The organism is Microcoleus sp. M2_D5, from assembly GCF_036701935.1.
Classification (GTDB): domain Bacteria; phylum Cyanobacteriota; class Cyanobacteriia; order Cyanobacteriales; family Microcoleaceae; genus Microcoleus.
In genome coordinates this window covers 36,070-62,067 of the sequence record NZ_JAUBRP010000011.1, presented here as the reverse complement: position 1 = coordinate 62,067, position 25,998 = coordinate 36,070, and the positions used below count along the sequence as shown (strand labels likewise).

General features: G+C 46.3%; 25 protein-coding genes. 13 read left to right on the top strand and 12 right to left on the bottom strand.

Annotated elements, in window-relative coordinates; all coding sequences use genetic code 11:
• Positions 1-487: 487 nt before the first annotated feature.
• Together QUA50_RS07110 and QUA50_RS07105 are read left to right on the top strand one after the other, a co-directional pair.
• Positions 488-2,392 (top strand): serine/threonine-protein kinase, encoded by a 1,905-nt coding sequence (locus QUA50_RS07110; RefSeq protein ID WP_333261936.1) that lies wholly within the window; start codon positions 488-490, stop codon positions 2,390-2,392.
• A gap of 222 nt (positions 2,393-2,614) precedes the next feature.
• Positions 2,615-2,878, top strand: coding sequence for a hypothetical protein (locus QUA50_RS07105; protein ID WP_333261938.1), 264 nt, complete (start codon positions 2,615-2,617; stop codon positions 2,876-2,878).
• 380 nt (positions 2,879-3,258) lie between these two features.
• Here QUA50_RS07105 and QUA50_RS07100 read toward each other — a convergent pair whose 3' ends face one another.
• Positions 3,259-3,480 carry a hypothetical protein gene (locus QUA50_RS07100; RefSeq protein ID WP_333298712.1) on the bottom strand — a complete coding sequence of 74 codons (222 nt, stop codon included), beginning with the start codon at positions 3,478-3,480 and terminating at the stop codon, positions 3,259-3,261.
• A 107-nt stretch (positions 3,481-3,587) separates the two neighbouring features.
• Between QUA50_RS07100 and QUA50_RS07095 the strand changes: the two genes are divergently transcribed.
• Complete coding sequence (locus tag QUA50_RS07095; RefSeq protein ID WP_333261941.1) at positions 3,588-4,931, top strand: EAL domain-containing response regulator; 1,344 nt, start codon at positions 3,588-3,590, stop codon at positions 4,929-4,931.
• 202 nt (positions 4,932-5,133) lie between these two features.
• A complete protein-coding gene (locus QUA50_RS07090) occupies positions 5,134-5,910 on the top strand; it encodes a response regulator (RefSeq protein ID WP_445243148.1) in 777 nt (258 codons plus the stop codon).
• Positions 5,911-6,118: 208 nt separating this feature from the next.
• On the opposite strand, the gene QUA50_RS07085 is transcribed toward QUA50_RS07090, so the two are convergent.
• Both QUA50_RS07085 and QUA50_RS07080 read right to left on the bottom strand, forming a co-directional pair.
• Complete coding sequence (locus tag QUA50_RS07085; RefSeq protein WP_333261943.1) at positions 6,119-6,835, bottom strand: pentapeptide repeat-containing protein; 717 nt, start codon at positions 6,833-6,835, stop codon at positions 6,119-6,121.
• Between the two features lie 191 nt (positions 6,836-7,026).
• A complete protein-coding gene (locus QUA50_RS07080; protein ID WP_333261945.1) occupies positions 7,027-8,226 on the bottom strand; it encodes a phosphoglycerate kinase in 1,200 nt (399 codons plus the stop codon).
• A gap of 183 nt (positions 8,227-8,409) precedes the next feature.
• On the opposite strand from QUA50_RS07080, the gene QUA50_RS07075 reads away from it, so the two are divergent.
• Both QUA50_RS07075 and ylqF read left to right on the top strand, forming a co-directional pair.
• Positions 8,410-8,823, top strand: coding sequence for a universal stress protein (locus tag QUA50_RS07075; protein ID WP_333052813.1), 414 nt, complete (start codon positions 8,410-8,412; stop codon positions 8,821-8,823).
• Between the two features lie 245 nt (positions 8,824-9,068).
• A complete protein-coding gene (ylqF, locus tag QUA50_RS07070) occupies positions 9,069-9,935 on the top strand; it encodes a ribosome biogenesis GTPase YlqF (protein WP_333261948.1) in 867 nt (288 codons plus the stop codon).
• Between the two features lie 7 nt (positions 9,936-9,942).
• Here the strand turns inward: ylqF and QUA50_RS07065 are convergent, their stop codons facing one another.
• Positions 9,943-10,758, bottom strand: coding sequence for an MOSC N-terminal beta barrel domain-containing protein (locus tag QUA50_RS07065; RefSeq protein ID WP_333261951.1), 816 nt, complete (start codon positions 10,756-10,758; stop codon positions 9,943-9,945).
• Between the two features lie 231 nt (positions 10,759-10,989).
• Here QUA50_RS07065 and QUA50_RS07060 point away from each other — a divergent pair, with 231 nt between their 5' ends.
• Positions 10,990-11,715: a carbonic anhydrase gene (locus QUA50_RS07060; RefSeq protein WP_333261954.1), complete on the top strand. Its 726-nt coding sequence runs from the start codon at positions 10,990-10,992 to the stop codon at positions 11,713-11,715.
• Positions 11,716-11,867: 152 nt separating this feature from the next.
• Here the strand turns inward: QUA50_RS07060 and QUA50_RS07055 are convergent, their stop codons facing one another.
• Positions 11,868-13,055 carry a tetratricopeptide repeat protein gene (locus QUA50_RS07055; RefSeq protein WP_333261955.1) on the bottom strand — a complete coding sequence of 396 codons (1,188 nt, stop codon included), beginning with the start codon at positions 13,053-13,055 and terminating at the stop codon, positions 11,868-11,870.
• A 300-nt stretch (positions 13,056-13,355) separates the two neighbouring features.
• Here QUA50_RS07055 and QUA50_RS07050 point away from each other — a divergent pair, with 300 nt between their 5' ends.
• Positions 13,356-13,625: a GlsB/YeaQ/YmgE family stress response membrane protein gene (locus QUA50_RS07050; protein ID WP_333052822.1), complete on the top strand. Its 270-nt coding sequence runs from the start codon at positions 13,356-13,358 to the stop codon at positions 13,623-13,625.
• A gap of 369 nt (positions 13,626-13,994) precedes the next feature.
• Here QUA50_RS07050 and sppA read toward each other — a convergent pair whose 3' ends face one another.
• The 3 genes from sppA to QUA50_RS07035 all read right to left on the bottom strand — a co-directional run bounded on the left by sppA (position 13,995) and on the right by QUA50_RS07035 (position 17,930).
• Complete coding sequence (gene sppA, locus QUA50_RS07045) at positions 13,995-15,815, bottom strand: signal peptide peptidase SppA (RefSeq protein ID WP_333261958.1); 1,821 nt, start codon at positions 15,813-15,815, stop codon at positions 13,995-13,997.
• Between the two features lie 237 nt (positions 15,816-16,052).
• Positions 16,053-17,102, bottom strand: coding sequence for a type 2 isopentenyl-diphosphate Delta-isomerase (gene fni, locus QUA50_RS07040; RefSeq protein ID WP_333261961.1), 1,050 nt, complete (start codon positions 17,100-17,102; stop codon positions 16,053-16,055).
• 144 nt (positions 17,103-17,246) lie between these two features.
• Positions 17,247-17,930 (bottom strand): SDR family NAD(P)-dependent oxidoreductase, encoded by a 684-nt coding sequence (locus tag QUA50_RS07035; protein WP_333261964.1) that lies wholly within the window; start codon positions 17,928-17,930, stop codon positions 17,247-17,249.
• 79 nt (positions 17,931-18,009) lie between these two features.
• Here QUA50_RS07035 and QUA50_RS07030 point away from each other — a divergent pair, with 79 nt between their 5' ends.
• Together QUA50_RS07030 and fghA are read left to right on the top strand one after the other, a co-directional pair.
• The gene (locus tag QUA50_RS07030) at positions 18,010-19,119 is read left to right on the top strand and encodes an S-(hydroxymethyl)glutathione dehydrogenase/class III alcohol dehydrogenase (RefSeq protein ID WP_333261967.1); all 1,110 of its coding nucleotides are present in this window, start codon (positions 18,010-18,012) and stop codon (positions 19,117-19,119) included.
• Between the two features lie 98 nt (positions 19,120-19,217).
• Positions 19,218-20,072 (top strand): S-formylglutathione hydrolase, encoded by an 855-nt coding sequence (fghA, locus tag QUA50_RS07025; protein ID WP_333261968.1) that lies wholly within the window; start codon positions 19,218-19,220, stop codon positions 20,070-20,072.
• A 22-nt stretch (positions 20,073-20,094) separates the two neighbouring features.
• On the opposite strand, the gene QUA50_RS07020 is transcribed toward fghA, so the two are convergent.
• Positions 20,095-20,379, bottom strand: coding sequence for a hypothetical protein (locus tag QUA50_RS07020; protein WP_333261971.1), 285 nt, complete (start codon positions 20,377-20,379; stop codon positions 20,095-20,097).
• Between the two features lie 164 nt (positions 20,380-20,543).
• Positions 20,544-21,458 carry a branched-chain amino acid transaminase gene (locus tag QUA50_RS07015; RefSeq protein ID WP_333261974.1) on the bottom strand — a complete coding sequence of 305 codons (915 nt, stop codon included), beginning with the start codon at positions 21,456-21,458 and terminating at the stop codon, positions 20,544-20,546.
• A 307-nt stretch (positions 21,459-21,765) separates the two neighbouring features.
• On the opposite strand from QUA50_RS07015, the gene QUA50_RS07010 reads away from it, so the two are divergent.
• Positions 21,766-22,134: a Lin0512 family protein gene (locus QUA50_RS07010; RefSeq protein ID WP_333151848.1), complete on the top strand. Its 369-nt coding sequence runs from the start codon at positions 21,766-21,768 to the stop codon at positions 22,132-22,134.
• A 181-nt stretch (positions 22,135-22,315) separates the two neighbouring features.
• Complete coding sequence (locus QUA50_RS07005; protein WP_333298714.1) at positions 22,316-22,441, top strand: hypothetical protein; 126 nt, start codon at positions 22,316-22,318, stop codon at positions 22,439-22,441.
• Between the two features lie 227 nt (positions 22,442-22,668).
• Here the strand turns inward: QUA50_RS07005 and QUA50_RS07000 are convergent, their stop codons facing one another.
• Positions 22,669-23,301, bottom strand: a complete 633-nt coding sequence (locus QUA50_RS07000; RefSeq protein ID WP_333261977.1) for a hypothetical protein — start codon at positions 23,299-23,301, stop codon at positions 22,669-22,671.
• A 248-nt stretch (positions 23,302-23,549) separates the two neighbouring features.
• On the opposite strand from QUA50_RS07000, the gene QUA50_RS06995 reads away from it, so the two are divergent.
• Entirely contained in the window at positions 23,550-24,269 is a 720-nt protein-coding gene (locus QUA50_RS06995) for an SAM-dependent methyltransferase (RefSeq protein WP_333261980.1), read from the top strand.
• Positions 24,270-24,676: 407 nt separating this feature from the next.
• On the opposite strand, the gene QUA50_RS06990 is transcribed toward QUA50_RS06995, so the two are convergent.
• Entirely contained in the window at positions 24,677-25,777 is a 1,101-nt protein-coding gene (locus QUA50_RS06990) for an iron-containing redox enzyme family protein (protein WP_333261983.1), read from the bottom strand.
• Between the last annotated feature and the right edge of the window lie 221 nt (positions 25,778-25,998).

Genomic DNA, 25,998 nt, shown 5'->3' with positions numbered 1-25,998 from the left:
ATCGACAACACGACATGAAAAATAAAAACCTGCATATCCGAATTATCGGAGAAACGACTCAATAAACTGAAAGCACTTGCCGAAGGAAGAGAAAAAACCATAACCCAGATGGTAGAGGCATGGATTGATCGACTGTCCCCTACATTTACTGACTGACTCGCTTTCCCTGGGTCAGTCGCGCATTCATCCCACACTGATTTATTGGGGGTACTCGGCTACGCCTCGATAAATCCCCCTCTAAATTCAGTGTGGGATGAATGCTGTTTAAGCTAAAAATTTGAACACACTTTGAGGTCGATCGAATCGAAAATATGGCGCAGTCGATAAACTTCTATAGCACGAAACTGCTTTTTTAACAATAGCCACAGGGGATAGCCAAGCTGCCGATCGACTAATCAACACTGACACACTGTGGCAAGATTAAATCAGCGATCGCCCAAAATCCTCAGTCTCACTCAAGCGTGAAAATCCGACGCAGCAAGTTCAAATGAACAATCCCATCTACCCCGGCATAACTCTCAACAACCACTACCGCATCGTCCGCGAATTGGGACACGGAGGCTTCGGGCGCACCTACCTCGCTGAAGACGCCCACCGATTTAACGAACCCTGCGTTTTAAAAGAATTTGCGCCCCAAGTACATGGAAGTTACGCTTTACAAAAATCCGAGGAACTGTTCGAGCGGGAAGCGGGAGTGCTCTACAAGCTGCAACACAATCAAATCCCCCGCTTTCGCGAACTCTTCCGCGTCAGTATCAGCGATCGAGGCTACCTATTTCTCGTCCAAGACTACGTGCCCGGCCAAACCTACCGCTTTTTGCTCGACGCCCGCAAGCGTCAGGGTTTGCGGTTTATAGAAGCAGAAATCAATCAATTGCTGCTGCAGATTTTGCCCCTGCTCGAATACATTCACTCTCTAGGAGTGCTTCACCGCGACATCTCCCCGGACAACCTGATTCTGCGGAGTTCTGACGGGATGCCCGTGCTGATCGACTTCGGCGGAGTAAAACAAGTCGCCGCCACCGTAGAGTCTCTGTTCGCTGAGGCTAACGGCACTCTCGCCCCCGCGACTCGCATCGGCAAGCTCGGCTATGCTCCCGTCGAACAGATGCAGATGGGAATCGTCTCTCCCCACAGCGATTTGTACGCTCTGGCGGCCACGGTTTTAGTGTTGCTGACTGGGAAGGAACCGCATCAGTTGCTCGACAGCCATACCCTGAATTGGAATTGGCGATCGGAATGTTCTCTGTCTCCGAATTTGTCCCTGGTGCTGGATAAAATGCTTGCTCAGCAGCCGAGCCAGCGTTACTCCTCGGCTCGCGAGGTAATGCTCGCTCTCTCTGGCAATCCGCCTTTACAGCCGCCTTTGCCAGCAGCCCCGGATTTTGGGATGACGCAGCCGCCGGATTTCTCGCCTATACCCGTGCCCGCACCCGCGCCAAAACTGCCGGGAACTCCGGTGCGAATTGCTGCTATTGGCAATCAGCAAAAAATGCCTGCTTGGAAAATGGTTTTGTTTGTGGTGGCGGTGCTCTTAAGTATGGGGGGAGTTGGCTGGTTTGCGGGCAATTCTTTGTTAAATCTGCAATCAAAAGTACAGAAAGTTCCCCAGTCTCCAAACCCGAAGCAGCAGCAAGAAGATGCTTTGCAAGATCGCTTTGTCAAGCTCAAAATTGACGATCGATTCTATAGCGGTTACGTCAACCTTGTGGACGAGACTTTCTATGCCAAATACCCGGAATTGGGGGGACGATTGTTAAAAGAAGGCGAGGACGATCGCCAGTGGCGCGAAAGGTGGCAGAAAATCGGCGACGAGTTGCTCGATAAGCTGGAAAATCTCAGCAGCGACGCTAGAGCACGGTTGGGCAGTTATGACACCGCCGATATCGATCGCTGGAAAACAGAGGTTAACAAGCTGAATTTGAGCAGTCGGGCTTTGTACGATTTGGCTGATGCTAGGTTCTTTTATTGGTTTCCACAACAGCCGCGCGATCGCAATCTCATCGGTTTGCCGATCGGACAAATTTGGCAAGCAATTACCGCCGACGAACTCGAAGCCTTACAAGCTGGAGCAACTGTCGAAAGCGTTGAATTTGACCGCCTATCGAAGAGCAAAAGCCTCACAGGCAATCTCAAACCCGGAGAAGGAAAAGCTTACATTGCCAGATTGGCTCAAAATCAAACTTTGCGCGTGAATTTGCAAGCACCGCGCAAATCTACCCTACTGTCAATTTATACTCCGGGGCGGACAAAGGGCGCGCGAGCTTTGCTGGAAGATGCAGAGGGACTTAGTTGGTCGGGATTGCTGGATGATGCTGGTTTTTATGAATTTGTGGTAGTTTCTCAAGCATCTGAGCCGATCGCTTACGAGTTGAACCTGACGGCGGAATAACTGCTATTGACGATCGAGCATCCAGGATACAAGCTCCCGGATTCATCCGTCCAGAAATAAAACACCTGTATCCGATCGAGGAGCCCCCGAATTGATCCGTGGGGTCGCCTCTAAAATCTAACATCTAAAATCTAAAATCTAAAATCGATTGACGCTCTCTATCAACCCAGGCAATAATAAGGTAATACCAATCAGATAAGTTGTCGGGTTCAAACAAAGAATATGCTGAGATTCGCGATCGTAGCTTTAGTGACTTTGGGATTAGTATTAGTGACTGCACTAGGTTTACATCCGGCCAATGCGACAGTCAGCAATCCCGAATTTTATGCTTGGAACTTTGCCTCTGTAGGCAGTAGCGAGCTGGTTTGTAAAAAGACCGTGGTAGTTCCGCATGACATGATAATTCCGTCATCATCCATGCACGCTGTCAGTATCACTTCTGCAATTGTAGATTCCAAGTTTTGCGCGAATTCCACTAAGGAATGAGAATTAAATAACTTACACTCTTGATGACTGTTGTGGGATGGGCGTCGGGCCCGTCATGAGTGGACGGGCCCGACGCCCATCCCACAAGAAAAAAGGCAAATTATTTAATCCACGATCCTAAGCCTGTGAATTAAGGCAGCGCATCATAGGATTTCGGGTTAGAGAACCATAATTAAGTTCTCCGTTAGTCGATTTTAGATGTGAGATTTACTTCACAGATGAATCTGGGAGATTGAACCTTAATCTAAAATTTTTCTCTCTCCACGACTGTTGTCTGAAAGCAAGTATCTTTTTTTGGATGAATCAGGATGCTGCATCCTGATTCATGCCTGGAGATAAAAGTCTATTTTTCAGTACAAACACGGACTAATTATGAACAATTAACCGGACATCATATAAGTGATAGCTTGAGTAATTTCCGCCATCCCGGCACTGAAACTGTTGGCTAATTTTTTTTGTGAGAAACACCTGGTGTTTTGTAATAAAACTTCATCAAACGAGTCGGGCGCAGCATTTTTCTGCTCTTGAAAGAACTCGAAATCTTGCCAATTTGGGCAGTTATTTGATTGTGACTTAACAACCGAGGGGAAATATTCAGCCATTTGGCTAATGGTTTATTGGCTAATTAGCTGAATCATTAATTTGCTAGTTTGAGTATGCTAGAGTTAGTCAGGTTCAGATATATAGTGCCATCTGTTATCTAAGTATCATGCTCAAAATTTTGGTGATTGAAGACGACGAATTAATCCGGGAAACTCTTCTGCAACTCCTGGAATCTCACAGCTACCGGGTCATTGCCGCCGAGAACGGTCGAGTTGGGGTGCAGATGGCACTTTCGGAGATACCGGATTTAATTTTGTGCGACGTGCAGATGCCGGAACTCGACGGTTATGACGTGTTGCGGACTCTGCGGCAAAACTCCCTAGCTGCAACAATTCCATTTATTTTCCTCACGGCTCAAAGTGACAAAACCGATTTTCGTCGGGGGATGGATTTGGGCGCAGACGATTACCTGACAAAGCCGTTTACCAAGGCTGAATTGCTGGGGGCCATTGCTTCTCGCATCTTGAAACGGCAAACTATTACTCAACCGCTGACAGTCGCGCTTCACCAAGCAGAAGCCAGACTCAAAGATTTAGTTAACGACTCCACCAAGGTTACGACTCTCTCTCCTGAAAAGTTTGCTCTCGAAGCTTTGCTGCGCCACGCTTTAGCACAAGGTGAGTTTCAGGTATACTATCAGCCACAAGTGAATATAGCTACCGGCCAAGTTATCGGCGCCGAAGCTTTAGTGCGCTGGCAAAATCCCGATCGAGGTATAATTTCTCCATGCGAATTTATTCCCTTAGCAGAAGAAACAGGTTTAATTATTCAGATTGGCGAGTGGGTACTGCTTTCAGCTTGCGCTCAAGCCGCTAGTTGGCTGGCCGCAGGGTTTTCGCCCTTTACAATATCAGTAAACTTGTCGGCCCGACAGTTGTCCGACCCGGAACTCAAGGCGCGAATCGTCCAAATATTGGAAACTACAGGCTTGGAACCTGCTAATCTAGAATTAGAAATGACCGAAAGCGCTTTGGTGGAAAATGCGACAGTAGCAGGCGCTACTTTAAACCAACTAAAAGCTCTAGGAATTCGGATTGCTATTGACGACTTCGGCACCGGTTACGCTACTTTAGGATATCTCAAGCAATTTGCTTTTGACAGTTTAAAGATCGATCGAATTTTCGTCCGTAATGCCAACGAAGATACTCAAAATGCTGCTATTACTACAGCAGTAATTTTACTGGGTCACAGTTTGAATATGACTGTAATTGCTGAGGGAGTGGAAACAGAAGCAGAACGAGATTTTTTGAAACAACATCAGTGCGATATCATGCAGGGGTATCTGTTCAGTCGCCCCGAACCAGCAGCGATAATTGAAAGTATGTTGGTTGCCGCCCCGAGTTTGTTCGCGCCGCCCCCAGCAGCACCTGGTCGCATTGTCCCTTTTGTACCTGTGTCCGAACCCGAAAAATCTAAAAACCTTTCAATGTCGGGTCTAGGAATAGTCTAAGTGTCACCAACATTTCAGTTTTATAGGATAAAATTCTTTCTTTTACCTTCTATTTTCTGCAGAAAAGTTGACGCTACCTCATAAAAAGTTGTAGCTTTTGATGATAGGCGAATCACAGAAGGATATTGTTCCCCATATTGCTCTACTGCTTCCCCTTTTATGCGCTAGGCGCCCCTAATCGGACGATTTGAGAAAGTGTGGCGTGTTGAAATTGCGAGCCTTTATCAAGTTGCAGCAGGTAAACTCATTTAAGTTCCTACTTTGGGACTGGCAGTTTCAAAAACTGTCCAACTGGAATTGGTGCAAGCCTGTCATGGAAAGAATATTAGTGGTGGACGACGAAACAGACTGTCAAACAGTCTTAGCAATGTACCTGGAAAGTCAAGGATATCGGGTGGAATGCGCTAATTCAGGGGTTGAGGCGCTCTCGATTTTTGAAAATGCCCCCCCAGATTTGGTAATTTCAGATGTCATGATGCCGGAAATGGACGGGTTTGAGTTTTGTCGCCGTTTGCGAACTACCCGTTTGGGACAGTTAGTCCCCTTTATATTTTTGTCTGGTCAAGGCGAGTTGGAGTCAAAAGTTGAAGGTCATGCGATCGGCGGTGACGATTATCTGGTAAAACCTTTTCAGTCTGAAGAAATCTTAGCCAAGGTAAAAGCGCAGTTAGAGCGCTCTCACCGCATTCACGCAGAAATTGTCCGACTGCTGCAAACTTCTAGCGGTAGGGCGGTGGAACCACAATTTGTGGCAGTATTGCCAGCACCTGCACCTTTGCCTTTAACACCAGCCGAGGAAAGAGTTTTTTGGGAGGTTATCCAGGGTTATACTAACAAACAAATTAGCGATCGGCTGTTTATTAGCCCCCGGACTGTGCAAGCTCATTTAGGCAGCATTTTCAGCAAATTACAGCTAGAAAATCGTGCCCAGCTTGTGAGATTTGCCCTCGAAAGAGGATACAAACCACCTCAAACTTAGCTCGGAGTTCAACCTAGGGTGCGCCAGCCAGGAGATTTTAGATTTTAGATTTTAGATTTACTCCACAGATTCATCTGGGAGCTGGAACTTTAGTCTAAAATTTAGATATTTCCACGACTTAAGTCGCCGGCTTCTATCCGTTTTTGGTCGGAATCAAAAACTCCCGTAGCTGCCCAAAAAATTGATGCTGACGCACTCAGCAGGCCGATTATTCCACATTCAAAACACAATAAGGATAATTAGTTATCGCGCAAACCCCCGGCCCCAAATTCGTACCTCGCAAGTTGGCACGTTCCAAATCAGCCTGCCGCACGTTATTCGCCCCATCAATATTTGTCCCGGTCAATTGAGCCCGAGGAAGCCGAGTATTTGACAAAATAGCATTCTGCAAATTAGTATCGCGCACATCCGCAAAAGACATATCCGCTCCGCTTAAATTCGCACGATTCAAATTAACTCTAAACAGCAGCGAGCGCCTCAAATCGGCATTCGACAAATTAGCTTGCAGCAGATAAGCTTCACCCAGATTCGCATTAAAAAGTTTAGCACCGCGCAAATCCGCACTCGTCAGATTCGCTCGCCCCAAAAAAGCATTAGACAAATCCGCATTTCGCAGATTAGCACCATCCAAGTCAGCCCCGTACATCTCGGCATTAACTAAGTTAGCATTTGCCAAATTAGCACCCCTTAAATCCGCTTCTAGCAAATTAGCTTCATAGAGATTTGCTCCGCTTAAATCCGCTCCTCTTAAATTAGCTCTGTACAAGCTAGCCTTAAACAAATCAGCATTTCTCAAGTCACAGCCTTCGCACTCTTTAGTTTCCAGCAATTGCCTAACACGATCTCGATTTTGAGCTTGAACGGGAGCTGCCAGCCCAAACAAAGCTAAACTTGCCGTTACAGTTGCCAATAGTTTAAGTTTCACAAACAAACCTCACTGCTACTTCAAAAAAATTATACTAGCAAACTATAGACTTTAAACCGATATCCTTCTCTCTTTTCTCTTGCTCTGCGTTCTCTGCGCCCTCTGCGGTAAATATTCAAAAAAATGATTCGCAGCCAAGGATTTACACCTGCTTCCAGCAAGGCGGGCCAAGCCCGCCCTACTTAACTTAATTAAGCTTCATCCAAAGCAGCAACACCAGGCAATTCCTTACCTTCGAGCAGCTCCAAACTAGCACCGCCACCAGTAGAAATGTGGCTCATTTGTTCGCCCAAATTCAACTGTTCCACAGCCGCCACCGAGTCACCACCACCGATAATTGTGGTAGTACCAGTTTTAGTAAGTCCAGCCAAAGAATGAGCAATACCTTCAGTTCCTACAGCAAACTTCTCCATCTCAAACACGCCCATCGGCCCGTTCCAGATTACAGTTTTGCAATCTGCCAAAGCTTCTTGGAAAGTTTTTACTGAATCCGGGCCGATATCCAAACCCATCCAACCGTCAGGGATGCTTTCAACAGGAACAGTTTGAGTGTTAGCATCAGCAGCAAACTTGTCAGCAACTACCACATCAGTAGGTAACAGAAAAGCAACTCCCCGTTCCTTCGCCTTAGCTTCCAAAGACTTAGCCAGTTCAAGCTTGTCATCTTCCACCAAAGACTTGCCCACGTTCAAGCCGCGAGCTTTGTAGAAGGTGAAAACCATGCCACCGCCCAAGAGCAGTTTGTCGCACTTTTCGAGCAGTTTTTCAATGACTCCAATCTTGCTGGAAACCTTAGAACCGCCGATTATAGCAGCTAAAGGACGTTGCGGATTGTCGATCGCACTGCCGAGATATTGCAGTTCCTTCTCCATCAAAAACCCAGCCACAGAAGGACTCAGATACTTAGTAACACCCTCAGTAGAAGCGTGAGCCCGGTGAGCCGTACCAAAAGCATCATTGACATACAAATCGGCCACAGAAGCTAACTTCTTAGCAAATTCCGGGTCGTTTGCCTCCTCCTCTGGGTAGAAGCGGACATTTTCTAGCAACAGCACATCGCCATCTTGCATCGCGGCGACTGTAGCAGCGACTTCATCACCGATGCAGTCGTCAGTCTTTTTGACCTCTTTGCCCAACAATTCCGACAGGCGCACAGCAACCGGCGTCAAGCGCAACTTCTCCGTCACACCCTTGGGACGGCCGAAGTGGCTGCACAAAATCACCTTAGCACCCTTGGACGCTAAATCTTGAATTGTCGGCAGAGCAGCCCGGATGCGAGTATCATCGGTGATATTGCCGTTGTCGAGCGGCACGTTAAAGTCCGCCCGCACCAATACCCGTTTGCCCGATAAGTCCGATGCCGATAAATTTGCTACAGTTTTTTTTGTCACAGGATTAACCTCCTAATATGTGTGTTTTTGTCGAATTCCGTTGAAATGGCGGCACTGGTAACTTGCACCCCGGCCTCGGACGCATTCAACCGCGCCCGTAGAAAAAACGGAAGATGGAACAAACGGCACTGATTGGCTTAACCTAAACATTTTATCGGAGTCCGTGTCCCGGAGATGTGCAGTATGTTCAAGACAGTCTTATTTCCTGTAGATCAAAGCCGAGAAGCCCGCGAAGCTGCCGAAAAGGTTGTCAATATTGTGAAAACCTACGGTGCTCGTTTAGTTATTCTGTCGGTAGTCGAACCCCCCGCCGAGGAGGGCGACGCCCCACCGTCAGAGGTGATGACTTCCCCCGAAGCAGTCGCCAAGCTTCTTTCTGAGGCTCAATCGATGTTTTCCCAGCAGGGAATTGAAGCTGAAATCATCGAACGGGAAGGCAAACCTGCTTTCACGATTTGCGATGTGGCTGACGAAATTGGGGCCGATTTGATTGTGATGGGCTGTCGGGGGATGGGTTTAACCGACGATGGGGCGTCTGACAGCGTTACCAATCGGGTGATCAATCTGTCTCCTTGTGCAGTTTTGATTGTGCCTTAGTTATGAGTCATTAGTTATTAGTCATTAGTGATTAGTCATTAGTCACGTGTTATATCGTGTCCGACTAAATAAACGTAGATTCTGTAGGGGCGGGTTCACCCGTATCTATTATGTAAATCCAGGGTATGCGTAAACCCGCCCTGACTGCTGACTAATGACTGCTGACTAATGACTGCTGACTAATGACTGCTGACTAATAACTGCTGACTAATAACTGCTGACTAATAACTGCTGACTAATAACTAATGAAAATTCAATGGTATCCCGGTCACATTGCCAAAGCTGAACGGGCATTAAAAGAACAGCTAAAGCGGGTAGATGTGGTGCTCGAAGTCCGAGATGCCCGCATTCCATTGGCTACTTATCACCCCCAAATGCCGAGTTGGGTGGGCGGTAAGGCGCGAGTATTGGTCGTCAACCGCATGGATATGATTACACCTCGATCGCGCGAGGCGTGGGAGACATGGTTTGAGGCCCAGGGGGAAACTGCGTATTTTACTAATGCCGAGCACGGTCACGGAGTAGACGCTGTGGCGGATGCCGTGCAGAATGCTGGGGTGCAGCTAAATAAAAGAAGGTTCGATCGAGGTATGCTGCCCCGTCCAGTCAGGGCAGTGGTGATGGGATTTCCCAATGTGGGAAAATCTGCTTTAATTAATCGGCTGTTAGGGCGGAGAGTGGTAGATAGTGCCCGCAAAGCTGGAGTAACTAAATCGCTGCGATGGGTTCGTATTTCTGACGAAATTGAATTATTAGACGCCCCCGGAGTGATCCCAAGCAGAATTAACAATCCAGAAAATGCCCTAAAATTAGCTATTTGCGAAGATATTGGCGAAGCCGCTTACGACAATCAGGTAGTAGCAGCAGCGATGGTAGATTTGCTTCAAGGGCTGGAGGCGGCTGATGACACGTTGATATCACTATCTGGTTTCAAATCCAGGTATAAATTAGATGCAGCCTCTAGTAATGGTGAAGATTATCTGCACGAGGTAGCAAAAGAAAGGTATAAAGGAGATGTCGAACGAACGGCGCGGCAGATGTTAAACGATTTTAGAACTGGTGTTTTAGGTCAACTTACTTTGGAGTTGCCACCGGATCGAGCAGACTCGTAACCTACAACTAATCAGAAATGGTATTAAATAGGGAGTTGCTGACAGTGATAATTTGAACTTCGTCTCCTATATGTAATATTTTTTCTGCTGCTTGCGATGCGATTCGCGTGTTAACTATCAGCCGACTAAAGTGATTTAAATGCCCTTTTTTTACAAAGTCAGGCATGATTTCCTTCTGCTTGGCTGTTAGTATATTTTTAAAATTTTGCTCGCCTGCTTTCCCCCCATAATTGCGCGTAGATAGGATACATGGCTGACCGGGATTAATAGCTTCAAATATTACTGTCCCTATTTTAAACCTCACAATTTCATCGGCTTGTGGTAAAAGTTGGTCTTCCCAAAAAGCCGGGACATCTCCTATTTCAATATTAGCTCGCAAGCGATGGCGCATCTCATTAACACAAACTCTCGGAAACCAAGATGCTACTTCGGCAATTGTTTCGGTACTGATAATGCTTGGCCCTGGTGCAGCGGTATTGTCGGGAAAGCCTGTCAGCAAGTTTTCAAGTAACTTGACGGGAAAACCGAAGTAGCTGCTCAACCAATATTCTATTCCCAAGCGTTCTCTATCTACATGAAAAAATATTTCTTGTTCGGTGCCTTGAATTTTTAGGCCGGCAATTCTCTTTTTTATGTCAAAGGATAAGCGTAGAAAACAGACTCCGCTGTTGTGCTTAGTGTGAACCAATTCTCCGGCTGCATCGCAGATTGCAAAAGAGCGATCGCCTTCTAGAGCTCCGCTGGCTAGAATAGTTGCTTGACTGACTGCTATGCCGTCAAGGGACTTTACCGGATAGATATGAATGCTGGCGACGTAGGACATTTCGAGCCATTGATAATTAATTGTCGTTTTAGATACATTATAGCATCCCTGTCGGCAGAAGGATGACCGCAGTTAGCTTTATGAAATAAAATATAAAATAAAAAGGGCTAACTTTTTTGAAGTTTAAATTTTGCGGGAGCTGCTTGTAAAGAAAAATCAAACAAGTCTGGCTGAGCTTGTAGTAGATATTATGGTATAAAATAGAAAAAAAATTGAACCGAGTTTTAAGCAATGACTGAAAGCGGAAGTAGAAGCATGATTTCGCGACGGAATTTAATGCTGAGGGCTGGTACAGGAATGCTAGCGGCAAGCTTGGCACCTGCGTTTTTACAAGCCGAAGCAGCAAAGGCAGAGGCAATCTCTGACCTTACTCCTACTGACATTACTCCTAACAGTGCTCTTAAGAAATTAATGGAGGGTAATGAACGCTACATTGAGCAAAAACGGACATTTCCCGACCAAGCTCGATCGCGAGTGGTAGAAGTAGCACAGGGTCAACATCCGTTTGCAACCATCCTGGCTTGTTCTGATTCGCGCGTTGCTCCCGAAATTATTTTCGACCAAGGATTGGGGGATTTATTTGATATTCGAGTAGCTGGCAATTTTCTCGACGATGTGGTTCTCGGGAATATAGAATATGCCACCTTAGAATTAGGCGTGCCACTATTAGTAATTCTGGGTCACGAACGCTGCGGTGCTGTCAAAGCAGCTTTAGATGGTAAAGCTGTGCCGGGTCACATTAGCACTTTGGTGGCGGCGATTAAACCGGCAGTTGATTCGACTAAAGGTCAAACAGGCGATGCGTGGGATAACGCAGTCAGAGCTAATGTGAAAATGAATGTAAATAAGTTACAATCCTCGTCGCCTATTTTAGCGGAAGCAGTCAAAGGGGGCAAGCTTAAAGTTGTTGGGGGCCGCTACGATTTGGATAGCGGCAAAGTAGAGATAATTTCTTGATTTTATTTCTTACATCTTATATCTTGCACAACTGTCAATAAAAAACTTGAGCGCGGGGTGGGTGGGGGCGGGTTTTTTCGTCTTTGGGTATCCTTTAAAGCTATTGGTGAACCCGCCCCTACAGGTTTTTGACGGAGGGTGCAAGATGTCAGTTACATTAAACCCATTTCTTGCAGTCCCCGGCGCAGGCGTTCTGCTTCAAAGGGGCGGCGCTGTTCGTGAAGGGCGATCGCTCTTTTGAATTCTGCTAAACTTTCTGGCATCTTGCCAATTTTCAGCAAGGCTACTGCCAAGTTTTGATGAGCTTCGGCGTGTTCGGGATTGATTTTAATGGCTTGTCGGTAATAGGCGATCGCATCTGCTAAATTTCCGGCGGCCTTCAGCGTCAATCCCAAATTGTAGTGACCTACTCCAAAATTTGGGTCAATTTTTAAAGCTGCTTTGTAAGCTTTTTCAGCAGATTTTAAATCTCCTTCATCTTTGAGCAAATTGCCCAAATTATTGTAAGCGCCCAACTTGAGCGCGGGGAACACATCTGTATTAATTGCCGCTTGATAGTGTTCTTTTGCTTTAACAAATTGCTGCTGCTGGCGATATGCAATTCCCAAATGATAGTTGAGTTCGTAAAGAATAGAATCATTAATTGCCGCAGCAGTCAAGCCTTTAGTTAATAAATTAATTCCCCGCGCGATTTGCCCGCTTTCTACATACAAAGCGCCTAATTTGCTACAAGCATAAGCATCGTTTGGATAATAAGCGATATACCGTTCCATTGCTGCTTGAGCTTTTTGGAATTTACTTTTGGCGGCGATCGCATCTTTTTGATAACCAGAGTGCCAAATCGCCACATCAGGGAGAGAAGCTATTTTCCAATTTGGTTCCCTCTGCAAAATCTCAGCCACGCTGTCGTCTACCATTGCGTGGTAAGGGCGAGAAAAGCGGATATCGAGGCGATTGCGAAACAAGCGCGACACCAGGGAATAGGGAGATTGAGAGGCACCGATTTCTTGACGGATGAGATTGATTAGCAGCAGCCGATCGCTCGCAATTGCCGGCTTTATTTGAGGTAGAATCTCCGGTACCAAAACCTCATCGGCATCTAATACCAAAATCCAGTCGCCCTGGGCGTGCTTGAGACACTCGTTGCGCGCCGCTGCGAAGTCGTCGCACCATTCAAAGTCATAAACCCTCGCCCCGGATTGTCGGGCAATTTCACGGGTGCGATCGCCCGATCCCGTATCCACCACCACCATTTCGTCAACAACACCCTTAACGCTGTCCAAAGTCCGCGACAGTGTTGCCTCTTCATTCTTCACAATCATGCACAGAGTCAGATCCATCGGGCGCAAACTTTCCTCATTTCACAGAATTATTGTAATTTTTTTAACCGCCAAAACACAAAAAGTCCCAGAAAAGATTCTCCTATTTCCCTTTTGCTTTGAGCATAAGTACCTTTCTTCCCTCGAAAAAGTGGGTTAAGTCTTTTGAGATATTAAAAAGCCTCAAACTGTGACTATTCATGAGAAATCCTACCACTTTCGGTTCCTCCCTGCGGTAGAGGTAAGGGCGGGATAGGGGTTGTTATTCTAAGAACATAAGACAAGGCACAAGAAAAGTTTAAGTATTCAGGAGAAAGAGAAATGGGAATTATTGCTTGGATCGTTTTAGGATTGATTGCCGGTGCGCTAGCCAAAGCCATTTATCCGGGAACTCAAGGCGGTGGCTTTCTGGCAACAACAGGTTTAGGAATTTTGGGCGCCCTAGTGGGAGGTTATCTAGGTCAAGTCTTACTGGGGACGAGCGGGGGAGCATCATTCGGAGCATTGACTCTACCCAGCATAGCTTTTGCAGTCGTAGGCGCGCTCGTTCTACTTTTCATCTGGGGATTGTTAACTCAGCGTGCTGCATAACAAATATTGCCAATTCCCTGTCGATCGACTTTTAGGGTATTCATAAACCCGGTTTCTTGAAGAAACCGGGTTTTTCAGTTGTTTGTAGGTGCGTCAATCGATTTTAGATTTTAGATTTTAGATTTTAGAGGCGACCCCACGGATAAATGCGGGGGCAATAAGTGATTTTCGATTTTCGATTTTGGGTTGATTCCACGGATAAATCCGGGGGCTGTACCACCTTTGAAATTCTTGGTCAGCCTACTTTTACCATGCCCGGGTTAAAAACCCCTATCAGACTCAGCGCTTGCAACGGTTCAAGAGCAAAACTTTCGTCTCAACAGAGGGGGACTAAGAATAAAGGGGTAAAAATCCCGGATTTGGTATTAATTAATCAATCCGCAAATTGAAAGGCAAGCGAACATAAACCCCCTGCGGGTCGTTCATCGACTCAATCGCAGCCAATTCATCTTGCATTTTCTTAAATTCCGCCGTTAGCGGGTCGAGTTTGGCGGCTGGTTTCAAAACGCGAACGCCGGAAATTCTTTCCAAAATTCGCTCCTCCAAAGTGCGGCGTTTTGGATATTCTTCCAACTTCCAATCGTCGCCGAGTTTAGCTTGCTTCGCAGCCTCTCTGACAGCATCTTCAAGACCGCCAATTTCATCGACTAAACCCAACTGTTTCGCGGCCGTACCAGACCACACCCTGCCTTGAGCAATTTCTTGTACCTTGTTTTTCGGCAGTTTGCGGGAGTCGGCGACTTTAGTAATAAATCGATCGTAAATGCTATCGACTCTCCTCTGAATATTCTCCAGTTCTTGAGGATTTTTCGGGCGGGAAACCGTGTTAATATCTGCAAAGCGGGCGGTTTTCACCACGTCCCAAGTCAGGCCGTTGTTAGCAGCCAACTTTTCGGCGTTGAACCGCATTCCAAAAACGCCTATCGAACCGGTAATCGTATTCGGTTCGGCAAAAATGCGGTTGGAACCCATCGAAATCCAATAGCCGCCGGATGCCGCTAAATTGCCCATTGAAACAATAACTGGTTTCTTTTTCCCCGTCAGCATGACTTCGCGTGCAATTACTTCGGCCGCCGTCGCGCTGCCTCCGGGACTGTTGACGCGCAAAACTACGGCTTTTACGTCATCATCTTGTCGGATTTTCCGCATTGCTTGAGCGATGCGATCGCCTCCTACTTGAGTCGGGCCCCCTTCGCCGTCTACAATTTCTCCTTCAGCGTAAAGTATAGCAACTTGGTTTTTCTTGTCAGCGCGAGTTGAGTTTTTATTCTCAGCTACTCTCGCGTAGTTTTTCAAACTAATTTGCTTGAAAGATTTGTTTTCGCGATCGGTTCCTGTGAGTTTTTTGAGTTCTGTCGATATTTCGTCAAAGTATACAACTTTATCAACTAACTTGTTTTTGAGAGCTTCGTCAGCCATCAAAATTCCGCCCTTATCTGCAAGCGCTTGCAGTTGCCCAACGGTCACTTTGCGACTCGGGGCGACAGTTTTCAGGTATTCTCCCCACATATCTCCGAGCAACTTTTGAGTTTGCTGGCGATTTTCGGGACTCATTTTTGTCAGCAAAAACGGTTCAACGGCTGACTTGTATTTGCCGACGCGAGTGACTTGCACTCCCACGCCGTATTTTTCCAAAGCACCAGTGAAAAACATTGCCTGACTGCTAAAACCGTTGATTTCCAAAGCGCCGTAAGGATTGACGGCAATTGTATTAGCAACGGAACCGAGGTAATAATCTCGCTCGTTCCAGTCCATCTGGTAAGCAAAAATGGGTTTTTTGGCATCTCGGAAACGCTGCAAGGCCGATCGAACTTCTTTGAGATTGGCAAACCCGCTGCTGCTCGAATTTGAGCTGCCTTCGAGATAAAGGCCAACGATTTTCGGGTCTTTTTTCGCAGATTCGATCGTGTCTAAAACAGTCCGCAGCGTCACTGTATCGCCGGAATCTTCCGAAAGAACTTCTTCAATCGCCGCGCTAGTGCTGCGGCTCGGTTTGCTGTCAGTAATATTTAAAGAAAGGTCTAATACCAATACCGACTTATCTTTAACTTGCGGGCCTGAATCTTTAGACGACGATGCTGCCATAGCAATTAGCAGTACCAGTCCCCCCAATCCGATGCTGCCCAGCAGCAACAATCCTAGGAAGGTTCCCAGTAAACTTGCACAGGTATATTTTAGGAAATCTTTCATTAGATCGTGTGTAATTGGTAATTAGTCATTAGTCATTAGTCATTAGTCATTAGTTATTAGTTATATCAAATCCGGTTACAGCGGAATAATACCGAGCGTGCGGGACGATCGCACTGCAAGCGGAATGATATTTTTCCGATGCCAGCGGAAACGATATTATTAATTACTGCAAGTAGAATTTAGCAATTATCCTCTGTCGTAGTTATTAGCTAATGACTTTTGACTGCTGACTAACTTTTATCTTAACCTTTCCAAAACCCCAGATTGTTTTAGCTCATCCAAATTAGCGCAGCCCGTACAGAACATCACGGTAGCGATTTCTGCAATTAAAGCCTCAGCTAGAACGCCTGCGGCTGATTCCGATTCCGCTGCTGCTTGTAGAAACGGCCGCGCCAGTCCCGCAATATCCGCGCCCAGGGCAAGGGCTTTCGCTGCATCCAACCCATTCTGCAATCCTCCAGAGGCAATCAGGGGAACATCCGGCGCTGCGGCGCGGGTGCTGACAATGCACTCGGCTGTCGGTATTCCCCAGTCGGCAAAGGTTGCGCCCAACCTGCGCTGCTTGCTATCTTTAGCTCGCTCTCCTTCTATTTTCGCCCAAGAAGTGCCTCCGGCCCCGGCAATGTCGATCGCACCTACCCCGGCGGCGAGCAATTTCTTTGCCATCTTTCCTGAAATACCGTTCCCGACTTCTTTAGCAATAACTGGTACTGGTAATTTATCGCACAATTTGGCAATTTTATCGAGCAGTCCTTTAAAGTTAGTATCGCCTTCGGTTTGAACGCATTCTTGCAGCGGATTGAGGTGCAAAATTAGGGCATCTGCTTCGAGAATATCAATGATTTTTTGGCACTGTTCCAAACCGTAATTGTAGTTTAATTGAACGGCTCCGATATTTGCAAATAACAGAATATCTGGAGCGCGGCGGCGGACGGCAAATGTAGGAGCGAGTTGAGGATTTTCTACAACAATTCGCTGGGAACCGACTCCCATTGCTAGTTTGTATTCTTGCGCGACATCGGCGAGGCGATAATTGATTGTCTGGGCTAATTCTGTGCCGCCGGTCATTGAGGAAATTAGCAGGGGAACGGCTAGTTTTTTGCCGAGAAATGTGGAGGTTAAATCGATTTCGGTGCGATCGAGTTCTGGCAAACAGCAGTGTTCAAAACGGTAGCGTTCGAGGCCGCTGGTAGTTTCGCGAAATTGTACGTCTTCTTCGAGGCAAATCCGCAGGTGGTCTGCTTTGCGGGTTTCGGTTTGCGAGGGGGAGGTTAGCGGCAAGTTCACAGTGGCTATTTGGGGAAAGAGTTGTGATTTGGGAATATAGCAATTTTATTTCATTTTTGATTTTTTTTATGAACCGCAGAGAGCGCAGAGGGCACAGAGGAGAAGAAAGGAGAGATGTTCGCAAATCCTGTAAGGGTTGTTGTATTATCCAGGAACAGTCAGCGGCATTCCGTTATCTGAAGCTTTTAGTTTTAGTAAGAAAGGAACTGCTTTTTGCACCCATGCTTTGACTGATGGGTAATTTGCCGCATCTTCTCCGAAACAAATGTCTAGCATATCGGTGTGAATTATCCCCGGATTCAATGGAACTGCTGCCATACCTGCGGGCAATTCTTGAGCGAGCGATCGCGTAAGTCCTTCTATTGCCCATTTGGAAGCGCAATAGGGCGCGACTTCCGGCGAAGTTGACCTTCCCCAACCAGAACTAAAGTTGACAATTATGCCACTTTTTTGAGCAATCATTGCCGGGACAAAGTGACGAATTACATTAGCTGTACCTTTAATGTTAACATCAATTACCTGGGAAAATTCTTCGTTGCTGATATTCCAAAGAGGCGCGAGATGATTAGCTACGCCTGCATTATTAATTAGCAAATCTGGGGGAGCATTTTTTGCCAGCATTTCTGTTGCCCAAGCTTTTACTCGATCGTCGTTGGCGACATCCAAACAAGTAAAATGGTGGGGCGCACTATATTTTTGGTGGAGTTTTTCCACCGCTTCGGAAGAACGGGCGCATCCCACAACTGTATGTCCCAATTCAATAAACTTTTCGGTCATGGCAAGACCTAGACCGCGACTGACTCCGGTAATTACAATTAATTTTGTCATAGATTTGCTCCAATTTTGACGTTAAGTAATACAATACATATTGACTGGTGAATTGACAAATCGATCGCAGGGAGAAAGCATGAAAGTAAAAGCAGCAGTTGCTCGCAGTGCCGGCAAACCTTTGAGCATTGAAACGGTGGATCTGGATGGGCCGAGGGCTGGAGAGGTGTTGGTGGAAATTAAAGCCACGGGTGTTTGTCACACTGACGCTTACACTCTTTCCGGTGCCGATCCAGAAGGCTTGTTTCCGGCTATTTTAGGCCACGAGGGAGCCGGGATTGTCGCAGAAGTTGGGCCGGGAGTCACGAGTGTCAAAGTGGGCGATCGGGTAATTCCTCTCTACATTCCTGAATGCCGCAACTGCGAATATTGTTTGAGCCGCAAAACTAATCTCTGTCAAGCAATTCGCCTGACTCAAGGCCAGGGAGTGATGCCCGACGGCACGAGCAGGTTTTCCATAGACGGACAGAAACTTTACCATTACATGGGAACTTCTACCTTTGCTAATTATACAGTATTGCCGGAAATTGCAGTAGCAAAAATTCGCGAAGATGCTCCTTTTGATAAAGTTTGTTTGATCGGCTGCGGCGTAACAACTGGCATCGGCGCTGTCATTAATACTGCGAAAGTAGAGCCGGGATCTAATGTGGTAGTTTTCGGTTTGGGCGGCGTGGGTTTGAATGTAATTCAAGCGGCTCGCATGGTGGGAGCTAACATGATTGTCGGCGTAGACTTGAATCCCGACAAGCGAGAGATGGCGGAAAAATTCGGCATGACTCACTTTGTCAATCCCCGCGAAGTCGAAGGCGATTTAGTGCCTTATTTAGTAGATTTAACCAAAGGCGGAGCAGATTACAGTTTTGAATGTATCGGCAACATTAATGTGATGCGCCAAGCTTTAGAATGCTGCCACAAAGGTTGGGGCGTGAGCGTAATTGTCGGGGTAGCGGGAGCCGGTCAAGAAATTAGTACCCGCCCGTTTCAGCTAGTAACTGGCCGGGTTTGGAAAGGGACGGCTTTTGGTGGCGCAAAAGGCAGAACTGACGTGCCTAAGATTGTGGATTGGTACATGGACGGTAAAATTGATATTGACAGTCTAGTAACTCAGATAATGCCGATCGACAAAATCAACGAAGCCTTTGATTTAATGCACAAAGGTGAATCAATTCGCACAGTTTTAACATTTTGAACAAAAATGTTTCTCTCTTCTCTCTTCCCTCTTCCTCTGCGCCCTCTGCGCCCTCTGCGGTTAAAAAAAATCTAATTCAAAAATGAAATAGAATTAACATGATATCAGAATTCCTAAAACTGCACAAAGAACAGAAAAGTTTCGGCGGCCAACTCGGATTTTACAGCCATCAATCCTCCGCTTGCAACAGCGAGATGAAATTCGCAGTTTATCAGCCCCCGCAATCTTTATCTAAACCCGTACCAGTTTTGTATTTTCTATCAGGTTTAACCTGCACAGAAGAGAACTTTATGGCAAAAGCGGGGGCGCAACAATTTGCCGCAAAATATGGGTTAATGCTGGTTGCGCCCGACACTAGCCCGCGCAATACTGGTATTCCTGGGGAAGATGACGATTGGGATTTAGGAAGTGGTGCGGGTTTTTATGTTGATGCGACAGCCGCACCTTGGAATGCTCACTATCGAATGTACAGTTATGTGGTTGATGAATTGCCGAATTTAATCGCCGAAAATTTTCCAGCGATACGGGAAAAACAGGGAATTTTCGGTCATTCGATGGGCGGACACGGGGCTTTAATTTGCGCTTTGAAAAATGGATCTCGCTATCTTTCAGTTTCCGCTTTTGCGCCTATTTCCGCGCCAATGCGCTGCCCTTGGGGACAAAAAGCTTTTGCAAACTACATCGGCAGCGACAAAGAGATTTGGAGGGCTTGGGATGCTAGCGAATTGGTAGTTGCAGCGCAATACAACCGTCCGATTCTGATTGACTGCGGTACGGCTGATTCGTTTCTTGCTGACGGGCAGTTGTTGCCGGAAGTGTTCGCCGAAGCTTGTGCAAAAGCGGGACAGCCGCTGAATTTAAGAATGCAGGAAGGTTACGATCACAGCTATTATTTTGTGGCGAGTTTTATCGAGGATCATATTCAATTTCACGCGGCTGCTTTGTGTGAGTGAACTTTAGTTTGTAGTAAGGACTTTAGTCCTTAAACCTAATTTCATTGTGCAGCGCACTCCAGGGGACTAAAAGCATATCAGCTATTTGCGATTGTCCTCTAGCCCTGTAGATATCCATAGCTTTCTCAAAATCTTCAATTCCCCCCTGTAAATCTCCTGTGCCACTTCGAGCAGTAGCACGAATCATGTAAGCTTCTACAAAGTCAGGATTGAGATTTATTGCTTGAGTAAAAGCTGCAACTGCTTCCTCGTACAGCCCCCTGCGACCGAGGTCGAATCCTTGTTCGTAAAATTCTCGATCTTCCATAGCATTTCTTAATTATCGATGTAGTTAATTCGGGAGCGTCGATATAGAAGTTTTTAAGCCGATGAAATAGAGCAGACGGGTGTAAGGACACCGCAGTCCAGTTGATGATTTGTAGTGAGGAATTTAGTTCTTAAAAGAAGGACTGAACTCCTCACTACAAACGGTTAATTAAGATCAATCGGAAATACCCAGTCTTGATACTTGCTGTCGCGATTTTCTATAATCCCGGTTAGTTTGTCCAAAATCTTTTCTGTGATGGGTCTGTCTTTCGGCAAGTGATAGTTTTCTACTCGCTTAATTGGCGTAATTTTGGCTGCGGTTCCGCAGAGGAAAATTTCGTCTGCAATCAACAGTTCCGATCTATCAACGGGTCTTTCTATGACTTCAATTCCTAAGTCTCTGGCGATTGTGATTACGCTGTCTCTGGTAATTCCTTCGAGAATATCTTGCTCGAAACCGGGAGTAACTAATTTACCGTTTCTGGCGACAAATATGTTCATTCCTGAAGCTTCGCTGACTTTTCCCTGAGTGTTCATCATAATTGCTTCGTCGAAGCCGGATTCTACTGCTTCGGTTTTGGCTAATGCTGAGGTGATGTAGGCGCCGCTAATTTTACCTCTTAAGGGCAAACTGCGGTCTTCTTGGCGGTACCAAGAGCTAATTCTACAGTTGACTCCTTCTTTGGGCAAATAGTCTGAAAGTTCTAATCCGTAGACAAAAAAGTCGGTTTCTACGTTGTGCAGTCGGGGGGCAATTCCTAAACTGGATGTGTAGATAAAAGGGCGGATATAAAATGATTTTGTTGGTTGGTTTTTCTGGACAAAATCAATAATTATTTGTTGGATTTTGCTGGCTGGTAAATCGCAGTGGAGGAAGCTGGCACTTTGACTTAATCTTTGACAGTGGCGGTCTAATCTAAATAGCAATATTCGATCGGCATTTTGGGGGTCGGGAATTCCCCGCAACCCGCCTAAGACTCCGGTTCCGTAGTGCAGTGCGTGGGTGGCTATGGAAATTTTGGCGTCGGTAAATGGGAGAAATTGGTTTTGAAAGTAGGCAATTGGTAGAAAACTATCCATGATTCAAGCTGGCGATGAGTTTGGCAGTCCGCGAGGAAAGCTGAATTTGGTTATATTACCATAAGTTATACGATTTTAGATTTTAGATTTGAGATTTGAGATTGACAATGACTGATTAGATATAAGTTGGGAGGTTGTCTAAAGTTAGCTTTTTTATTAACTGAGATAATTATTGTGTGATTCTATCTAGCGATAAAATAATATAAAATGCGGTCATTTGGGTAGATAATTGTTTTGGAAAAAAAGTGCGATCGTCTTCTGCAAGCTTCGCTAACGACTAAAAATAAAAATCAACCAAGGGGCAACTATGGCACGTAAATGTTTCATCATTGAGATGGGGATGGGTATAGACCAGCACGGGCAGGAACCGACTGTAGCTTGTGCAAGGGCTGTACGAAATGCGATCGCCCACAATGCTCTCTTAGGCGTCTGGGAAGTGGCGGGTTTGACTGACCCGAATCAGATGATTGTTGAGGTTAAGGTGGCTGTTCCTTACCCGGAACAAGTGCGGGAACAGGAGGTGTTGGCGGTGCTGCCTTTTGGCAGCAAAACTCTGATTGTGGAGCAAGGAGGCATGATTGTCGCAGGAAGGGCGATCGCCTCTCTGAATGATAAAAATGATGAAATGCTAATCGCTGTGGCGGCTGTGACTGTTTTTGTGGACACTGAGGACTAATTAATTTTGTGTTGTTTGAATAAATCTGCGGTGAAATACGATCGCCCGATCGCACTTGCTGGTTTCGGCGATCGGGCGATCGAAGGCCTGTCTGTTAAAAAATGATTAATTTAGGCTAAGTCTCGAATTAGGAAAATTAGAGTGCGATCGGGTTTTAGGCGATCGCACTCTACTTGATATTATGGCTGGCTGGTATCTGCCAACAAGTGTAAAATCTGAATATGTTAAAGGCGAAGGTGGCACGTGGCATCACAAGGGCGACGATACTAACCAAACCCGCAAATCTGTACAGTCTGGTGGCAATTAGTTATCAGCCATTAGTAATATCGTGTCCGCTAACATAACCCCTATCCGCTGTGTAGCGAGGGCTTCCTTCCTCAACTTTTGATGAGAACGAAGAGTCCTCACTACCAACCAATTGCAGTGACGTTATTCTAGCGTGCCTGATATCATCAGTCATTAATTAGCAATGTACTCATCACTTGTGGTTAATGCTTGACGTTGATAGCTGTTGGAATCGCGGTGGTACACAAGTTAATGCAGCCTGTTAATCGGCTGGCGCATATCCCATTGCAATTCGGCTAAAACCAGCAAGCTAAATACCATTACGGTTCCCGTAAATAGGAAAGACCAAGCGCCCGTGTAAGGCAAAATCAAAATTCCCAACAGGTGAACTAAACTTGCTGCTAAAAGCGCGCGCGATCGCACTGCAAGTCCAGTCCCAAAATACCCTATTACGCTAATTCCCAACCACAGGGGACAGAGATTCGCCAACACTTTTTCCCAACTGAGAAAAATTGCTAAATCGGTCAGCAGCAATCCTAATAACATTAGTATTACCCAACCGTAAAGCACCCAAATCAGGCGTTCTATTTTGACCCAAGAGTATGTCATGCTTACCATTGCGGCTGTACCTACGAGGCTGAGCGCTGACCACAAACCGGCTTGCAGCATCCAACTCACAGAAAAAAATTGTGCTGTGCCGAAGATGGGTATTAACAGCAAGCTCCACAGCAAGCAAGTTCGATCGAGACAACTATAAAATTGTGAATAAAATCGATCTTTGCTAAGGGGAAACTGAACCTGCCAAAGCCCTTCTAACTCCGGCACCTCGATGTTAAGCTGTTTCCAGCGCAGAGGCGGAACTGAATTATTAAAAAAGGTCATATCTGATACTATTAAAATTTACAATTATTTGCTTAGGTACTATCTCAGCAGCAATCGCTCTAATTGCAATCTGTCAATCGGATTAATCTAGTTAATTGGAGAATCTGCCTGCAGTAATAGTTATTCGATCGCACTAAGTAAAATAGGAAGAGATAGATTGCACAAGTTGATTAAATAGCTCTTGCGACAGATGGCTGGAATATTACTGGTTCGATAATTTTAAAATAGTTAACTTTGTTACACAATTTATGATCACTTCATCGCATCCTCTCAAACAGGTATTCCACTGCCCGGAAGAATCTGATTTTTACGCGCACTGCTTGGAAAGTTTAGTGTTAAATGCTAGTGACAATTCTCGACTTATCGTAGAGTTTGGTTCAGGAGAGGGAAGTCCAGTTATTAAGTCTTTGCTGAGAAGTGATTTTGATGGGACAATACAGGGATTTGAGCTAAATAATGTAGCTTGGAAAATTGCTCAATCTCAAATTAAGGAATATCAACTGAGCGAAAAATACACAGTGAACAATTGCTCTTTTTTTGATTCGCCTTTATACGAGTCGGCTGATTGTGTCATATCAAATCCGCCTTACTTGCCGGCGGTGGATGATAAGATTTACCAGCCGCTGTTGCACGGCGGGAGTGATGGTTCGACAATTGCTAAGAAACTTTTATCTTTGGACTGCGATGAAGTGTTGCTGATGGTTTCTAGCTATTCTAATCCTGTGGGTTTGATCGATTATGCCTTGGATCGAGGCTACTCGGTTGCGAATTTTGAAATTGCACCTTTAACTTTTGGCTATTATAGTTCGGAACCGAAGGTGAAAAGCGCGATCGCCACTCTCAGAGAACAGGGAATGGCTTTTTATTCGGAAAACATCTATCTGCTGGCTGGAGTTTTGTTTAAGAAGCAGCAAAAAGCCCAAAGAGATTTGTCGATCGAGCTAATTCAGTTAATGACAGCATTTTAAAATACATCGCTGGTAGGTGCAAGATGCCTGTTCCACCATTGTCAGCAACAGGCTTTTCGGCCTGTTCCACAAAGAGTGTATTTCTTGTGGGACAGGGATCTTGCTGTTCCACCATTGTCAGCAACAGGCTTTTCGGCCTGTTCCACAAAGAGTGTATTTGTTGTGGGACAGGCATCTTGCTTGTTCAACCATTGTCAGCAACAGGCATCTTGCCTGTTCCACAAAGAGTGTATTTGTTGTGGGACAAGGATCTTGCTGTTCCACCATTGTCAGCAACAGGCTTTTCGGCCTGTTCCACAAAGAGTGTATTTCTTGTGGAACAGGCCGAAAAGCCTGTTCCTAAAAGGCTTATTGAAAACGCTGCAATATCTAGGGTGCATCAAAGACTGATGCACCCTAGATAGCCGTTAATTCCGTTCTGCCGCTTGGATCGATCGCACTACAGCCGCGCCAGCCCGATCGCCGATCGACTTCTCCTGATCGTACCCCAACACCAGTTCCCACGCTTCCTGCGGGTATCTGTCAACCAGCGGAATCGCCACTTCATCCAACATCCAGCGGCCGTGACGTTCATCTTCTTTGATGTGGAGTTCCCAATAACCCATCGCAGCGTGCGAGAGGCCCAAACGCTGGGCGGCGGCTAGATAATTGCGGTAAGCGACGGGCCCCGCCACCTCAAAATAAGTGAGTCCGCCGTTATAGCGCAGAAAATGGCGCTTGCGTTCGGTAAGCAGGAAGTTGTGATTGATGCTTGCGAGCACTTCCCAAGGCACTAAATCGAAGTACGCTTCCGGTTCCGTACTCATATCGAATTCTGCCAGCATTTGAGCAAAAAAGGTCGAGTGCTTGCGCGGGAGGCGACCGCCGCCGTATTCTTCGATCAGCACTCGCGTAAGGGTGCACTGAATTTCGTTGCCGGCACCGCCGATGATGCGAGAAACACGGCTGGCTTCCACTAAACCGTCGAAAGATGCGATCGCCAGCAGGTGTTTGTATCCCTCTTCAGTCATCTGTTCCCGCTGGTAGCGATCGAGCTCGGTTAGCGGAGGATCGACATCAGCGGCCGCGCGATCGCGCAGGGCTTGCTTGACATCCGGCAATTTTTGCAGCGCTGCAACGTCGATTTGTGCGATTTCCCACTGCTGCCAAGGTTCCTCAATGCGATCGCGCACGGAACGCAAATAGTGCGATCGTTCGTTGTTGTAGCGGCGCAAATCGTCGTACCAAAACAAGTTGAGGCGGTTGATGCGGTAAAGTATGCGCTGCAAGAAGCGGTGAGCGGCCTCATCGCCCGGTTCCTGTTGGTAAGCTGCTTGAATTGCGTAGGCGATCGCGCTTTCAAAATCGCTGACAAGTAACGGTTTTGCCGCCACCGTCTTGTCTAAATCCTCGACTTCTAGCAAATTGACAAATTGGCGATCGGCCGCTTCGTAATTTGGGAGTGCGGGTTGCTTTTTGGGAAGACTCGGCGAGTCTATTTTGGGGAGTAAATCTGCCGTATTTTGCATGGAATCAACTTATGATGACTTTGATTATTGTGCTGCCTGCCCAAACAGCCAACCGTTGCAGATTGCTGAGGATTCTGGCTAATTAATTTTCAATATAGCGAAGCAGTCAGCCGCATACACCCTTCCATTGATAGAGATTTGACCGCTACCGTCTCATACCCTTTTCAACTTGTGAGTAAAGGTAGCAACGTTTATGGAAATTTGTATTAACTGAGATATTG

What these genes read in the sequence shown, in the direction of transcription:
- QUA50_RS07000 (WP_333261977.1), bottom strand. Translation starts at nt 23,301, where the DNA reads ATGACCTTTTTTAATAATTCAGTTCCGCCTCTGCGCTGGAAACAGCTT.
- QUA50_RS07065 (WP_333261951.1), bottom strand. Translation starts at nt 10,758, where the DNA reads ATGTCCTACGTCGCCAGCATTCATATCTATCCGGTAAAGTCCCTTGAC.
- QUA50_RS07035 (WP_333261964.1), bottom strand. Translation starts at nt 17,930, where the DNA reads ATGACAAAATTAATTGTAATTACCGGAGTCAGTCGCGGTCTAGGTCTT.
- QUA50_RS07110 (WP_333261936.1), top strand. Translation starts at nt 488, where the DNA reads ATGAACAATCCCATCTACCCCGGCATAACTCTCAACAACCACTACCGC.
- QUA50_RS07020 (WP_333261971.1), bottom strand. Translation starts at nt 20,379, where the DNA reads ATGGAAGATCGAGAATTTTACGAACAAGGATTCGACCTCGGTCGCAGG.
- QUA50_RS07060 (WP_333261954.1), top strand. Translation starts at nt 10,990, where the DNA reads ATGACTGAAAGCGGAAGTAGAAGCATGATTTCGCGACGGAATTTAATG.
- QUA50_RS07075 (WP_333052813.1), top strand. Translation starts at nt 8,410, where the DNA reads ATGTTCAAGACAGTCTTATTTCCTGTAGATCAAAGCCGAGAAGCCCGC.
- fghA (WP_333261968.1), top strand. Translation starts at nt 19,218, where the DNA reads ATGATATCAGAATTCCTAAAACTGCACAAAGAACAGAAAAGTTTCGGC.
- ylqF (WP_333261948.1), top strand. Translation starts at nt 9,069, where the DNA reads ATGAAAATTCAATGGTATCCCGGTCACATTGCCAAAGCTGAACGGGCA.
- QUA50_RS07050 (WP_333052822.1), top strand. Translation starts at nt 13,356, where the DNA reads ATGGGAATTATTGCTTGGATCGTTTTAGGATTGATTGCCGGTGCGCTA.
- sppA (WP_333261958.1), bottom strand. Translation starts at nt 15,815, where the DNA reads ATGAAAGATTTCCTAAAATATACCTGTGCAAGTTTACTGGGAACCTTC.
- QUA50_RS07005 (WP_333298714.1), top strand. Translation starts at nt 22,316, where the DNA reads ATGGCTGGCTGGTATCTGCCAACAAGTGTAAAATCTGAATATGTTAAA.
- QUA50_RS07015 (WP_333261974.1), bottom strand. Translation starts at nt 21,458, where the DNA reads ATGGATAGTTTTCTACCAATTGCCTACTTTCAAAACCAATTTCTCCCA.
- QUA50_RS07100 (WP_333298712.1), bottom strand. Translation starts at nt 3,480, where the DNA reads ATGGCTGAATATTTCCCCTCGGTTGTTAAGTCACAATCAAATAACTGC.
- QUA50_RS06995 (WP_333261980.1), top strand. Translation starts at nt 23,550, where the DNA reads ATGATCACTTCATCGCATCCTCTCAAACAGGTATTCCACTGCCCGGAA.
- QUA50_RS07095 (WP_333261941.1), top strand. Translation starts at nt 3,588, where the DNA reads ATGCTCAAAATTTTGGTGATTGAAGACGACGAATTAATCCGGGAAACT.
- QUA50_RS07010 (WP_333151848.1), top strand. Translation starts at nt 21,766, where the DNA reads ATGGCACGTAAATGTTTCATCATTGAGATGGGGATGGGTATAGACCAG.
- QUA50_RS07030 (WP_333261967.1), top strand. Translation starts at nt 18,010, where the DNA reads ATGAAAGTAAAAGCAGCAGTTGCTCGCAGTGCCGGCAAACCTTTGAGC.
- QUA50_RS06990 (WP_333261983.1), bottom strand. Translation starts at nt 25,777, where the DNA reads ATGCAAAATACGGCAGATTTACTCCCCAAAATAGACTCGCCGAGTCTT.
- QUA50_RS07055 (WP_333261955.1), bottom strand. Translation starts at nt 13,055, where the DNA reads ATGGATCTGACTCTGTGCATGATTGTGAAGAATGAAGAGGCAACACTG.
- QUA50_RS07105 (WP_333261938.1), top strand. Translation starts at nt 2,615, where the DNA reads ATGCTGAGATTCGCGATCGTAGCTTTAGTGACTTTGGGATTAGTATTA.